The sequence below is a fragment of the Streptomyces sp. NPDC058008 genome, from assembly GCF_042886395.1.
In the GTDB taxonomy this organism is placed as follows: Bacteria; Actinomycetota; Actinomycetes; order Streptomycetales; family Streptomycetaceae; genus Streptomyces.
Map to the genome: position 1 here is coordinate 339,558 of NZ_JBHVQX010000002.1, position 13,822 is coordinate 353,379.

Below are 13,822 nucleotides of genomic sequence, written 5' to 3' on the forward strand. Positions count from 1 at the left end.
CCTCCCGCTGTCCACGGACCGGCGCCCGTCGAGGTGCCGGGTCCCCGGCGGTTAGGCTGCATCCCGTGAAGGTCCTCGTCATCGGCGGCGGCGCCCGCGAACACGCCCTGTGCCGCTCTCTCTCCCTCGACCCCGACGTCACCGCTCTGTACTGCGCACCCGGCAACGCCGGTATCGCAGAGGTGGCCGAACTGCACCCGGTCGACGCACTCGACGGCGACGCCGTCGCGCGCCTCGCCACCGAGCTGGGTGCCGAGCTGGTGGTCGTCGGCCCGGAGGCACCGCTTGTCGCCGGTGTCGCCGACGCCGTCCGCGCCGTCGGCATCCCCTGCTTCGGCCCCTCGCGTGAGGCGGCTCAGCTGGAGGGCTCCAAGGCGTTCGCCAAGGACGTCATGGCAGGTGCCAACGTCCCGACCGCCCGCAGCTACGTCTGCACGACGCCCGCCGAGATCGACGCGGCGCTGGACGCCTTCGGAGCCCCGTACGTCGTGAAGGACGACGGTCTCGCGGCCGGAAAGGGCGTCGTCGTCACCGACGACGTCGAGGCCGCGCGTGCCCATGCCCTGGCCTGCGACCGGGTGGTCATCGAGGAGTTCCTCGACGGCCCCGAGGTGAGCCTCTTCGCGATCACCGACGGCACCACGGTGCTGCCCCTCCAGCCCGCCCAGGACTTCAAACGCGCCCTGGACGGCGACGAAGGCCCCAACACCGGTGGCATGGGCGCCTACTCCCCGCTCCCGTGGGCGGATCCGAAGCTGGTCGAGGAGGTCATGCAGACCGTCCTGCAGCCGACCGTCGACGAGCTGCGCCGCCGCGGCACCCCGTTCTCCGGGCTGCTGTACGCGGGCCTCGCGATCACCTCGCGCGGTGTACGGGTCATCGAGTTCAACGCCCGCTTCGGCGACCCCGAGACGCAGGTGGTCCTGGCCCGGCTGAAGACGCCGCTCGCCGGCATCCTGCTCGGTTCCGCCAACGGCACCCTGGACCTCGTACCAGCGCTGAACTGGCGCGACGACGCGGCCGTCACCGTGGTCGTCGCCTCGCACAACTACCCGGGCACGCCCCGCACGGGCGACCCGATCGAGGGCCTCGCCGATGTCGTGGAGCAGGATGCGCCGGAGGCGTTCGTCCTGCACGCCGGCACCCGGCAGGACGGCGACAAGGTCGTCAGCGCGGGAGGCCGCGTCCTCTCCGTCACCGCGACGGGCAAGGACCTCACGCAGGCCCGTGAGCGCGCCTACGCCGCTGTCGGCCGGATCCGGCTCGACGGCTCCCAGCACCGTACGGACATCGCCCGCAAGGCCGCCGCGGAGGCCTGAGGCCCGCCCGCCGCCGCAGCCCCTGCGGTCCTGCCGCGTCACCTGTGCCCGGCCCTCCACGGAGGCGCCGGGCACAGGCGTGTACGGGGCCACGGCGGCGCCGGACCCAGACGTGTGCGGGGCGCGGCGGCGCCGGACCCAGACGTGTGCGGGGCGCCTCGGCGCCTCGTCGGCCCACGAGCGCGTCCGGACCCCGGCCCGTGTCCGGACCCCGGCCCGTGTCCGAACCCGCGGCCCGAACCCGCACCCGGCCTGAACCCGCACCCGCACCCGGACCGCACCCGGCCAAGAGGCCCGCACCCGCCTTGAACCCGCGCCCGGACCGCCCCGCACGTGCCTTGAACCCGCGCCCGGACCGCCCTGGGCCCCCGACCCCGGGCCCCCGCTCGGGGCCCGGAAGCCCGGCCCGGACCCAGCCCCCGTGCCCGCGCCTGCCCCGGCCCCAGGCGAAACCAGCCCCACCCCCGCCCGAAACCAGCCCCAGCCCCGCCCAGCCCCGCCCGGCCCCCTCCCGGACCCACTCCCGCCCCCGCCCGGACCCGCCCGGACCTGCTCCGCCCCACCTCCACCACCCCCCGCCCCGCGCATCCCGGACCAGGGGCGCCGTATCGCCGAACGGCCGGGCACCGGCCCGTCAGCAGCTTTACCCAAAGCCATTCCATCGGGTGACGACTCGGCCATCCGGATGACGCCTGCGGAGGCCCCAACTAGGGTGCGGCGCAGGCGTTCCGGCACTTGGCCCACCGGCATTGCGATGTCGGTGGCGGGTGCCACAGTGGGGGAGTGACCCAACCGTCGCGGGGGCAGAGGGGGTGAGGTACACCGTGACCGGTACCGGTTCGGTTGAGGAGCTGGGTGCGCACGCGGCACGGGCCAGGGCTCTGGCCCTGCTGCGCATCCGGAGCAGAGCCACGGGCCTGGCGATCCTGCCCGCGGCCGCGGCGGTCGTGCTGCTCGTCGCGGTCGCCCAGGGGCACATCGGCCCCGGGGTGTGGACCACGGTCAGCTGGGTGGTGGCGGCCTGCGCCGTCGTGGTGCTGCTGGTCGCCGCAGGGGTAGCCGCCGCCGTGGCGCGGGCCCGTCCGGCGGTCAGCCCGACCGTCCCCCTCACCGAGGCAGCGGCCCCCGATCTCTACCGGCTGGTCCGGGACCTCGCCGACCGCCTCGACGTACCGGCGCCGTCGGCCATAGCGCTGACCCCGGACTGCGACAGCTGGCTGGAGGACCGCACCCACCCCGCCGCCCAGCCCAGGGCGAAGGGCCTCGGGGAGCAGGCCGGGACGCGGCGGGGCCGACGGGTGCCGGCCGCGCCCGTGCTGGTGATCGGCTCCCCGTTCCTGTGGTGGATGAGGGTGGCCGAGCTGAGGGCGGTCCTCGCCCCGGTCGTGGCGGGCACCGGACCGGCCGCCCACCCCGACATAGCCGCCGCCCGCCGTTTCGTACGGGGCCTGGACGCCGCCGTCGCCGACGCCGCCGTACCGGGCCAGGGGTTCGTACGCAGGATCCCGACCGCTTTCGTCGGCTGGGTCGCCAGGATCCTGCTGCGCGGCTGCCGTCAGCACGCGGGCGAGATGGAGCGCTGCGTGGCCGCCGCCGCGTCCGGGCGCGCCCAGGAGGTGGACTACGGGCTGCGGATCGTCGCTCAGGAGCAGGTCGGCCTGGCCTACGCGGGCTGGGACCGGCTGCTGACCCGGGTGGCCCTGCCCGCCTGGCGCATGGGGCGCTGGCCGTCCCGGCTCGACGCCGGCGTCGTCTCGGCACTCACGGAGCTCTCCCGGCGCGACCGGCTGGCCGAGGGCTTCACCTCCCGGCTGGGGGAGCGCCCCGCCTGCGATCTGATCGAGGAGCCCGGCGCGGCCGACGAGGCGGCCTCACTGCTGGCCGCCCGGCTCTTCCACGGGGGCCCGGCGGAGACCGGGCCGGGCTGGTCCCCGGTGGACTGGCAGCAGTATCCGGACGAGGTCGTGGACCGGAAATGGCGTACGGAGGCCGCCCGTCTGCACCGGGTGCTCGACGCCATGGGAGTGGCCACCAGCGTCTCCGTGGGCGGCCCGGGCGCCTCGGGCGCCGACGGTTCCGCCGTGCCCACCCTGGCGCGGGTGATCGACCACCTCGCCACGCCGGGCACCGACAGCGAGGCCCTCGCGGCCGGGATCGGCGCCGCTGTCGCCCGCGACGAGGAGAAGGCGGCGCCGGGGCCCCGGGTCGGCGGCAGCACCCCTGCGGACGGTACGCCGTCCGGGGCGGGCACCGATCCCCTCGACCTCTGGGGGCCCGTCCCGCTCCCCCTCTTCCCCCTCCAGCCGCCGCGCACGGGCACCGAGCTGCTCGCCGACCACGTCGTGGCGATGGTCTGCTGCGCTGCCGTGGACACGGCGGGCGCCGCACCCGGGCTCGACTGGCTCGACGGCCCCGCGCTGCTGGTCGACGGCGGCCGAAGGTCGGACCTCGGCGCCCCCGTGCTCAGCCTCGTCGAGGACGGCGACGCGGAGCCGCTGCGCTCCTGGCTCACCTCGGTGGGAGTGCGCACGGACAAACCCGTACGCCTGGGCTGAGAGGGACGCCTGGGTCGGGATTCCTCCCCAGTTGCACGGTCGTCCGTCTATATAGATGCCGAAATGTTCCGAATGTGACGCCAATACCCGGAAGATCGGGCTTCGTTCACATCAATTCGCGACGAACGGTGACGGAGTGCGTGCGTAATGTGATGTGCTGTGGCGGACGTCGCGGTGCGCGGCGCACCGGAGGTTTCGGGGGGACGAGGGAGGGGAGCGGGATGGGGGCCGAGCAGATCCGGCGCTGGGAATCGGGCGCCCTCGCGCACGCCGTGAGTGACCCTTTCGGCCAGGGCCCGCTGCCTTGGCTGCGCGGCAGCGAGAACTACTTCGACGACACCGGCCACGTGGTCCCCTGGTACGCCGACCCCGACGCCGGCCGCGGCGGATCCGGCGGTGGCACGCGTACGGCCGACGACGTGCACCAGCAGATCAAGGGCTTCGTGTCCCCCGGGGCCGCGGCTCCCGGCGAGGCGATCGACTTCCACATCACCGTGGACCCGCCCCAGCAGTTCTCCGTCGACGTCTACCGCATCGGGCACTACGCGGGGGACGGCGCGGCCAAGATCACGACCAGCCCGCGCCTCTCCGGCATCGTCCAGCCGCCACCGCTGACCGCCGACCGGACGGTCTCCTGCCACCACTGGTGGCTCTCCTGGCGGCTTCAGATCCCCAGCTACTGGTCGGTGGGCGCCTACGTCGCCGTGCTCACCACCGCGGACGGCCACCGCTCGCACGTCCCCTTCACGGTCCGCGACGACCACCCGGCGGACCTGCTGCTCCTGCTTCCCGACGTCACCTGGCAGGCCTACAACCTCTATCCGGAGGACGGACGCACGGGCGCGAGTCTCTACCACGCCTGGGACGAGCAGGGCCGGCTGCTGGGCGAGGAGGACGCCGCCGTCACCCTCTCCTTCGACCGGCCCTACGCGGGCGCGGGGCTGCCGCTCCACGTCGGCCACGCCTACGACTTCATCCGCTGGGCCGAGCGCTACGGCTACGACCTCGCGTACGCCGACGCCCGCGACCTGCACGCGGGACGCGTCGACCCCAGCCGCTACCGGGGCCTCGTCTTCCCGGGCCACGACGAGTACTGGTCGGGGCCGATGCGCCGCACCACGGAGCTCGCGCGGGACACCGGGACCTCGCTCGTCTTCCTCTCGGCCAACACCATGTACTGGCAGGTCGGCCTCGGCCCGTCGGCCTCCGGCGCGCCCGACCGGCTGCTCACCTGCCGCAAGCGCCGCGGTCCGGGGAAGTCGGCGCTGTGGCGGGAGGTCGACCGCCCCGAGCAGCAGCTCCTCGGTATCCAGTACGCGGGCCGGGTCCCCGACCCGCACCCCCTGGTCGTCCGGAACGCGAACCACTGGCTGTGGGAGGCCACCGGCGCGGCCGAGGGCGACGAGATCGACGGACTGGTCGCGGGCGAGGCCGACCGCTACTTCCCGCGTACGGCGTTGCCCGAGCACGAGAGCCGCATGCTCCTCGCGCATTCCCCGTACACCGACGGTGAAGGGGCCACCCGGCACCAGGAGTCCTCGCTCTACCGCGCCCCCTCGGGCGCGCTCGTCTTCGCTTCGGGCACCTTCGCCTGGTCACCGGCCCTGGACCGCCCGGGCCACATCGACCCGCGCGTCCAGCGGGCCACGGCCAACCTCCTCGACCGGATCTGCAAGCGGGACTGAACGCGACCAGCACCAGGGAGGCGGGCACCGCCGGGCGTTGGGCGTCGGTCCAGGCGGGCGGCCGAGACGATGGGATCCGTACACGCGGGCGCGGCGGGGGAGACGGGCCCTGCCGTACGGGCGGACGCGGCCGAGCGGCGTGAGCGCCGGACCGGGCGGGCGCGCCCGGCAGGGACGTGGCCGGCTCGGTACGGGTCGGCACCGGGCCGACGAGCCGTACAGCGTCGGCCATGCGGTCCGGGGCAGCGCCGGTCACGCCGGTCCGGATCGGCGAGCGGGACGTCGCCGACCGCCTGTTCCGGACGCCGGATCCGTACGAGGGGCCGGTAAGCGGAACCCGAGCCCCGGCGACAGGGCGCCCGTTCACAGACAGGCCCCCGTTGATCGTCCCGGCCACGGGGCGGCCCCCTGCGGGTCTGCCCCGTCCACGGACAGGCCCCCGGGCGACGGGGCCGGGCGCCCGTCCACGGACAGGCCCCCGCCGGACTGTCCGTCCACAGGTCGTCCCGGCAGGACGCCCCCGTCCGCGGGCCGACCCCTGGCGCCGCGGCCCCTTCGCATGCGGGACAATCGGAACGACTCCTGGATCAACCTACGCGGAGGCAGCGTGTCCGGTTTCGTAGAAAAGCCCGAGCCCGTGCAGGTGCCGGGGCTCACCCACCTGCACACCGGCAAGGTGCGCGACCTGTACCGGAACGAGGCGGGCGACCTCGTCATGGTCGCCAGCGACCGTATCTCCGCGTACGACTGGGTCCTGCCCACCGAGATCCCGGACAAGGGCCGCGTGCTCACCCAGCTGTCGCTGTGGTGGTTCGACCAGCTCTCCGATCTCGTCCCGCACCACGTGCTGTCCACGGAGCTCCCCGCCGGAGCGCCCGCGAACTGGGCGGGCCGGACCCTGGTCTGCCGTTCGCTGCGGATGGTCCAGGTCGAGTGCGTGGCGCGCGGCTACCTCACCGGTTCCGGCCTGACCGAGTACGACGCGACCCGCACGGTCTGCGGCATCGGTCTGCCCGAGGGCCTCGTCGACGGATCGGAACTCCCGGGGCCGATCTTCACCCCGGCGACGAAGGCCGCGGTCGGCGATCACGACGAGAACGTCTCGTACGAGGTGGTCGCCCGTGAGGTCGGCCCCGAGACGGCCGCCCTGTTGCGCCGGACGACGCTGGACGTCTACGGCCGCGCCCGTGACATCGCCCGTGAGCGCGGGATCATCCTCGCCGACACCAAGTTCGAGTTCGGTTTCGCGCCCACCGCGGACGGAGGCGAGGAGCTGATCCTCGCGGACGAGGTGCTGACCCCCGACTCCTCCCGCTTCTGGCCGGCCGAGACCTGGAAGCCGGGCAAGGCGCAGCCGTCGTACGACAAGCAGTTCGTGCGGGACTGGCTGACCTCGCCGGCCTCCGGCTGGGACCGCCACAGCGAGCAGCCGCCCCCGCCGCTGCCGCAGGAGATCGTCGACGCGACCCGGGCCAAGTACCTGGAGGCGTACGAGCTCCTGACGGGCACGAACTGGCCGGCCCAGGGGATGTGACGGCAGAAGGCCCCGGTCCTGAGGACCGGGGCCTTCTCCTGTGGAGCGAACGACGAGGTTCGAACTCGCGACCTCAACCTTGGCAAGGTTGCGCTCTACCAGCTGAGCTACGTTCGCATGCGCCGCAGCGCGCTGCCTACTATACCCAACCTCTCTCCCGTGCGAGACGCACCGCCTTACGACGGCTCCGCGCACCGAATGTGGAGGCGGCCGCCGACAGGTGGTCGCGCGCCGTGCCCCGCGACAGGGACAACCGCTCGGCGAGCACCGACACCGGCGCCCGTCCGCCGCCGGCTCCAGCACCTCGGCCGCCGGGGCGGTCGGCGGGGGGTCCCCGGCGGAGGTCGCGCCGGCCACCAACTCCGTTTCCACGGAGCGTTTTCCCGCAGGCGCGGCAGGGACGATCCCGGCCGGCCGGCGGGCGCTGTCCGTCCCGGGGCGAAGGCCCGGGCGTCCGACTCCGGCGCCCGCCCCGGCTTCGGGGACGGCCGTTCCCCGTCACGGTCATGGTCCGGCGGGCGGCCGTCCGGGCCGTGGCGATGTGGCGACCTTCACACCGTCCGCGCCCGGCATTTCCAGGTGCGGGACGGCCGCATCGGGCCGGGGCGCCAGGGCCACGGCGAGCGCCTCCGGGGCCGGTGGCCACCTCGGCCGTGACGTCGGCCCGGCCGCCTCGGCCGTGACCTCGACCTGGCCGCCTCGGCCGTGACCTCGACCTGGCCGCCTCGGCCGTGACGTCGGCCCGGCAGCCTCGGCGACCAGGACCAGGCGGTGGCATGTACGCCCTCCGGTGTGAGGAGCGCGGCGGGTGCGCTCCGGATGAGGTGGTCGTCGTCGGCGGGCAGGATCCGGAAGGGGCCCGGTGCGGGCGTCATCTCTCCGGTGAGGAGGGCCCGGCGTTCCTCGGCATGGGCAGCGGTACCGCCGCCGTCAGGTGGAACAGGCCGTCGCCCGACGGCCCCGCCTCCAGCGAACCGCCGACGGCCGCCAGCCGTTCCCGGAGCCCGTGGAGCCCTGAGCCCCCCGAGGCGGCCACGGCGTCACCCGGTGCCGCGCCGTCGTTCTCCACGGTCAGCCGGACGCCGTCCGGTGAGGCCTCCAGCCGGATGGCGCACCGCTGGGGATCGCCGTGCCGCAGCACGTTGGTGGCCGCCTCCCGTACGGCCCAGCCGAGCGCCGAGCGCACCGGGGCGGGAAGCCCGCCGCCGTCGCCCTGTACGGCGCACTCGATGCCGGCCGCCCGCAGGACGCCCTGGGCCCCCAGGAGTTCCGTAGCGAGGTCGGCCTCCCGGTAGCCCCGCACGACCTCGCGGATCTCCTGCTGGGAGGCACGGGCGAGGTGCTGCACCTCGGTCATCTGGTCCAGGGCCGTGGGCTTCCCCCGCTGCGCCAGCTCCACCGCGAGCTCGCTCTTCAGCGCGATCACCGCCAGATTCCGGCCCAGGACGTCGTGCATGTCCCGGCCGAACCGCAGTCGCTCCTCCGCGACGGCCAGCCGGGTCTTCACGCCCTGGGCGTCGCGGAGTTTCGCCGTCACGTCCAGGCACCAGGCGGACAGCCGTACGGAGATGGCGACGAAACAGCAGGTGACGCACATCCCGAGAGCGGTCCCGAGCGCGAAACCCCCGCTTCCGCCGGCCAGCGCGACACCGCCCCCCGCACCGGCCGCCACGACCGTCACGACCGTCGAGGAGGCCCACCAGGGCGCGACCAGGACGAGGAAGGTCGTGCACGGCGCCGCCGCCGCGGTCAGCGCGAGCGGCAGCTCGGGGAACACCCCGGGGCCGGCGTACGCGCCGAGTCCCAGCAGACCGGCCGTGTTCGCGAGCAGGAGGACCGCCGCGAGCGCCGGCAGTCGCCGGCCGACGGGGCCGTGCCCCATGTAGCTCTTCAGGGCGCGGGGGACCAGGGGGACCGAACAGACTCCCTGGGCGACCGCGAGCAGGACCGTCCCGGCGATCAGCGCGGCGGGTGCGCCGGACTCCCGCACGGGACGGGTCACCGAGAGCGCCGCCTGGCACACGGACGACAGCCACACCATGGAGTGCAGGGTGCCGCGCGTGTAGAGATCCATCTTGTCGTAGCCGCTGCGGCCCCGCCATGTCCGTATCCGTGCCCCTGCCCACACAGCGCGCGTTCCCCCTCGGCCCCGTCCGGGGCTCGGCTACGCGGATCCCACCGGAACCCGCGCCGCCCAGCAAAACACCGCGCGTACGGTCCGGGCCAGCGGCCTTCACGCGGATCACCGGGGCGAGCACCGCACGTCACCGCTCCGGGCTGTGACACACGTCATGCCTCGAAATGCCGGGAACGCCGAAGGCCCCGGTCGATATCAACCGGGGCCTTCGGAAACAAGAGCGGACGACCAGGTTCGAACTGGCGACCTCAACCTTGGCAAGGTTGCGCTCTACCAACTGAGCTACGTCCGCATGTGCTACCACTCGGCTTTCACCGGTGGAGCGATCACTACTCTACCTGATCCACCTGAGTGGTCCGGTAAGGCAGTGCAGAGCGGGTGACAGGAATTGCACACTGCGCCTTCCCCCTGGAAGGGGGATGTTCTACTACTGAACTACACCCGCACGCTGCGTCGGACTCGGCTTTTCGGCCTTGCCCTTCGGCGTGCTCCAGACTCTAGCCGACCTGCGGGGGTGTTGTGCAACTCGGCTCCCCGGGGAGTCCCTCCGGCGGTCGGCGGGCCATGAAACGGAACTGAACATTCCGGGCCGCGCCCTCAACTGGCGGCGTTGAACGCCTCGTAGACCTTCTTGGGGATCCGGCCGCGGGCCGGCACCTCCATCCGGTGCGAGCGGGCCCACGCGCGCACGGCCGCGGGGTCCGGCGCGAGGGACGTGTGGTGGTACGACACCGGAACCCTGCCGCGCTTGCCGGTATTTGTCTGCTTTCGGCCGGCGGCGACGTACGGCTCCAGGGCCTTACGCAGTTTCTTTGCATTGGCGGGATTGAGGTCGATCTCGTACGACTTCCCGTCCAGGGCGAAGGAGACCGTTTCCGCCGCTTCTCCCCCGTCGATGTCGTCGGAGAGCGTAACCACTACGCGCTGAGCCACGGATATCGGTCCTTTCCTGCGGCACCGTCGCGCCTGACATGCGCTGATGCCGGCCTTCCGGCGGCTGGGCGGATACGGATCGACTGCTGTCGACTGTTCCGGGGCAATCGTGCTTTCCCGGTATTCATTTGTACAGCGGGAGGAGCCGCATTGTGAAGCCCGGCCAATTATGTCCGCGTGTTGCCTCCGTGTGCCCGCGTGCAATCCGGGTGAAGATTTTTTCCAGGACTTTTCCTGGGAGTCGTTGCCTCCGAAATCTCGCCGTGATCGGGACCCGATCATATCTACCCGCGTAGAATTTCTGGCCAGGTAGGCTGAGTGGACCCGCGGGGATCTGGGGAACCCCTCGGAGACACAGCCGCACCACACCACCGGGAGTGCCAGTGGCACGCGTCGTAGTCGACGTCATGCTCAAGCCGGAGATCCTCGACCCGCAGGGACAGGCTGTGCAGCGCGCACTGCCCCGTCTCGGCTTCGACGGAATCGCGGACGTTCGTCAGGGAAAGCGTTTCGAGCTCGAGGTCGAGGGGCCGGTCGACGATGCCGCCCTGGCCCGCATTAACGAGATCGCCGAGACCTTCCTCGCCAACACCGTCATCGAGGACTTCACCGTCAAGGTGGAGGAGGAGAAGTGACCACCCGTATCGGCGTCGTCACTTTTCCCGGCACGCTCGACGACCAGGACAGCCTGCGGGCCGTGCGGATCGCGGGTGCCGAACCCGTATCCCTCTGGCACCGCGACAAGGACCTCCACCAGGTCGACGCGGTCATCCTGGCGGGCGGATTCAGTTACGGCGACTATCTGCGCGCCGGCGCCATCTCGCGTTTCTCGCCGGTGATGGAGACCGTCATCGGGCAGGCGAAGGCCGGCATGCCGGTCCTCGGCATCTGCAACGGCTTCCAGATCCTCACCGAGGCACACCTGCTGCCCGGCGCGATGCTGCGCAACAACCACCTCCACTTCATCTGCCGCGACCAGAAGCTGCGGGTGGAGAACGCGGAGACCGCCTGGACCTCGGACTACGAGGCGGGCCAGGAGATCTCCGTACCGCTGAAGAACGTGGACGGCCGCTACACCGCCGACGAGCGCACGCTCGACGAGCTGGAGGCCGAGGGCCGCGTCGCCTTCCGCTACGCCGACGTCAACCCCAACGGCTCGCTGCGCGACATCGCCGGCATCACCAACGCCGCGGGCAACATCGTCGGTCTGATGCCGCACCCGGAGCACGCCGTCGAGCCGCTGATCGGTACCGGTCGCACCGACGGCCTGGGCTTCTTCACCTCGATCATCAAGAAGCTGGTCAACGCATGAGCCTGGACACGGTCAAGCACGCGGCCGAGACCCCGGACGACGGGCAGCCCTGGAAGGAACTCGGCCTCAAGGAGGACGAGTACGCCCGGATCCGCGAGATCCTGGGCCGCCGTCCCACCGGCGCCGAGCTCGCCATGTACTCCGTGATGTGGTCCGAGCACTGCTCCTACAAGAGCAGCAAGGTGCACCTCAAGCAGTTCGGCGAGAAGGTCCCCGAGAACGACGCGATGCTCGTCGGCATCGGCGAGAACGCCGGTGTGGTCGACGTCGGCCAGGGGTACGCGGTCACCTTCAAGGTCGAGTCGCACAACCACCCCTCGTACATCGAGCCCTACCAGGGCGCGGCCACCGGCGTCGGCGGCATCGTCCGCGATATCCTGGCCATGGGGGCCCGCCCGATCGCGGTCGTCGACCCGCTCCGCTTCGGCGCGGCGGACCACCCCGACACCCGGCGCGTGCTGCCCGGCGTGGTCGCGGGCATCGGCGGCTACGGCAACTGCCTGGGCCTGCCGAACATCGGCGGCGAGGTCGTCTTCGACTCCTGCTACCAGGGCAACCCGCTCGTCAACGCCGGCTGCATCGGCGTGATGAAGCACGAGGACATCCACCTCGCCCAGGCCTCCGGCCCCGGCAACAAGGTGATCCTCTACGGCGCCCGCACCGGCGGCGACGGCATCGGCGGCGTCTCGGTGCTGGCCTCGGAGACCTTCGAGTCGACCGGGCCCGCCAAGCGTCCGGCCGTCCAGGTCGGCGACCCGTTCCAGGAGAAGCTCCTCATCGAGTGCACCCTGGAGATCTTCAAGGAGAAGCTCGTCGCGGGCATCCAGGACCTCGGCGGTGCCGGGCTCTCCTGCGCCACGAGCGAGCTGGCCTCCGCGGGATCCGGCGGCATGCGCGTCGAGCTGGACACCGTGCCGCTGCGCGACTCCTCGCTCTCGCCCGAGGAGATCCTCATGAGCGAGTCGCAGGAGCGCATGTGCGCGATCGTCGAGCCGCAGCACGTGGACCGCTTCCTGGAGATCTGCGAGAAGTGGGACGTCATCGCCACCGTCATCGGTGAGGTGACCGAGGGCTCGCAGCTGGAGATCTTCTGGCACGGCGAGCAGATCGTGGACGTACCGCCGCGGTCCGTCGCCCACGAGGGCCCGACGTACCACCGCCCGTTCGCGCGGCCCTCCTGGCAGGACGCGCTTCAGGCCGACGACGCCGGCAGGCTGGCCCGTCCGGCGAACGGCGCGGAGTTGCGCGAGCAGGTCCTCAAGCTGGTCGGCTCCCCGAACCAGGCCTCCAAGTCCTGGATCACCGACCAGTACGACCGCTTCGTGCAGGGCAACACCGTGCTCGCGATGCCCGAGGACGCCGGCATGGTCCGGATCGACGAGGAGTCGAACCTGGGCGTGGCCATGGCGACCGACGGCAACGGCCGGTACGCCAAGCTCGACCCGTACACCGGCGCCCAGCTCGCGCTGGCGGAGTCGTACCGCAACGTCGCCGCCTCCGGGGCCAAGCCGCTCGCCATCTCGGACTGCCTGAACTTCGGTTCGCCCGAGGACCCGGACGTCATGTGGCAGTTCGCCGAGGCCACCCGCGGTCTCGCGGACGGCTGCCTGGAGCTGGGCACCCCGGTCACCGGCGGCAACGTCTCGCTGTACAACCAGACCGGCGAGACGGCGATCCACCCGACGCCGGTCGTGGCCGTCCTCGGTGTGATCGACGACGTCACCCGGCGCACGCCGGTCGCGTTCGCCGAGGCGGGCCAGCTGCTCTACCTCCTGGGCGACACCCGCGAGGAGTTCGGCGGCTCGGCCTGGTCCGAGGTCATCCACCAGCACCTCGGCGGCATGCCGCCCCGGGTCGACCTGGGGCGCGAGAAGCTGCTCGGCGAGATCCTGATCTCGGCCTCCCGCGACGGCATGATCGACGCGGCGCACGACCTCTCCGACGGCGGTCTGGTCCAGGCGGTCACCGAGTCCTGCCTGCGCGGCGGGAAGGGCGCCCGGCTGGTCGTCCCGGACGGGCTGGACGCGTTCACCTTCCTCTTCTCGGAGTCGGCGGGCCGCGCGGTCGTCTCGGTTCCGCGCAGCGAGGAGCTCCGCTTCACCGACATGTGCGGCGCGCGGGGCCTGCCCGTCACCCGCATCGGTGTCGTGGACGGCGACGAGATCGAGGTCCAGGGCGAGTTCAGCGTTCCGCTGAGCGAGCTGCGTACGGCGCACGAAGGGACCCTGAAGGGTCTGTTCGCCTGAGTTCCGCCTGAGCTCGAAGCCCCCGTCCGGGTCGACCGGACGGGGGCTTCGCGTTCTCCCGGACACGTATTGATGAATGTTACGTAATTACGTAAGGTTGT

At 72.4% G+C, this 13,822-nt stretch carries 9 protein-coding genes and 3 tRNA genes; 7 read left to right on the forward strand and 5 right to left on the reverse strand.

Translation table 11 applies throughout. From position 1 onward, the window contains the following. Positions 1-65: 65 nt before the first annotated feature. From purD to ACFVS9_RS03305, 4 genes are all read left to right on the forward strand, one after another. Entirely contained in the window at positions 66-1,319 is a 1,254-nt protein-coding gene (purD, locus tag ACFVS9_RS03290) for a phosphoribosylamine--glycine ligase (RefSeq protein ID WP_389929730.1), read from the forward strand. An 824-nt stretch (positions 1,320-2,143) separates the two neighbouring features. Beyond that, complete coding sequence (locus ACFVS9_RS03295) at positions 2,144-3,874, forward strand: hypothetical protein (RefSeq protein ID WP_389929732.1); 1,731 nt, start codon at positions 2,144-2,146, stop codon at positions 3,872-3,874. 221 nt (positions 3,875-4,095) lie between these two features. Beyond that, positions 4,096-5,559, forward strand: coding sequence for a N,N-dimethylformamidase beta subunit family domain-containing protein (locus ACFVS9_RS03300; RefSeq protein WP_383114170.1), 1,464 nt, complete (start codon positions 4,096-4,098; stop codon positions 5,557-5,559). A gap of 607 nt (positions 5,560-6,166) precedes the next feature. Continuing rightward, positions 6,167-7,093, forward strand: coding sequence for a phosphoribosylaminoimidazolesuccinocarboxamide synthase (locus tag ACFVS9_RS03305; RefSeq protein WP_389929733.1), 927 nt, complete (start codon positions 6,167-6,169; stop codon positions 7,091-7,093). 41 nt (positions 7,094-7,134) lie between these two features. On the opposite strand, the gene ACFVS9_RS03310 is transcribed toward ACFVS9_RS03305, so the two are convergent. The 5 genes from ACFVS9_RS03310 to ACFVS9_RS03330 form a co-directional block, all read right to left on the reverse strand. Next, positions 7,135-7,210, reverse strand: a tRNA-Gly gene (locus tag ACFVS9_RS03310). A gap of 754 nt (positions 7,211-7,964) precedes the next feature. Then, positions 7,965-9,221, reverse strand: coding sequence for a sensor histidine kinase (locus tag ACFVS9_RS03315; RefSeq protein WP_389929735.1), 1,257 nt, complete (start codon positions 9,219-9,221; stop codon positions 7,965-7,967). A 228-nt stretch (positions 9,222-9,449) separates the two neighbouring features. Continuing rightward, positions 9,450-9,522 (reverse strand) — tRNA-Gly (locus ACFVS9_RS03320). 81 nt (positions 9,523-9,603) lie between these two features. After that, a tRNA-Gly gene (locus ACFVS9_RS03325) sits at positions 9,604-9,675 on the reverse strand. A gap of 152 nt (positions 9,676-9,827) precedes the next feature. After that, positions 9,828-10,163 (reverse strand): Lsr2 family protein, encoded by a 336-nt coding sequence (locus ACFVS9_RS03330; RefSeq protein WP_383114167.1) that lies wholly within the window; start codon positions 10,161-10,163, stop codon positions 9,828-9,830. Positions 10,164-10,546: 383 nt separating this feature from the next. On the opposite strand from ACFVS9_RS03330, the gene purS reads away from it, so the two are divergent. From purS to purL, 3 genes are read left to right on the forward strand one after another with little or no spacing between them, the layout of a single operon-like run. Then, a complete protein-coding gene (gene purS / locus ACFVS9_RS03335; RefSeq protein WP_099173088.1) occupies positions 10,547-10,798 on the forward strand; it encodes a phosphoribosylformylglycinamidine synthase subunit PurS in 252 nt (83 codons plus the stop codon). Further along, on the forward strand, positions 10,795-11,475 hold the full coding sequence (gene purQ / locus ACFVS9_RS03340) for a phosphoribosylformylglycinamidine synthase subunit PurQ (protein WP_383114166.1): 681 nt from the start codon (positions 10,795-10,797) through the stop codon (positions 11,473-11,475). The genes purS and purQ overlap by 4 nt, the downstream gene beginning before the upstream one ends. Further along, the gene (gene purL / locus ACFVS9_RS03345) at positions 11,472-13,721 is read left to right on the forward strand and encodes a phosphoribosylformylglycinamidine synthase subunit PurL (protein WP_389929738.1); all 2,250 of its coding nucleotides are present in this window, start codon (positions 11,472-11,474) and stop codon (positions 13,719-13,721) included. The genes purQ and purL overlap by 4 nt, the downstream gene beginning before the upstream one ends. Positions 13,722-13,822: the final 101 nt, after the last annotated feature.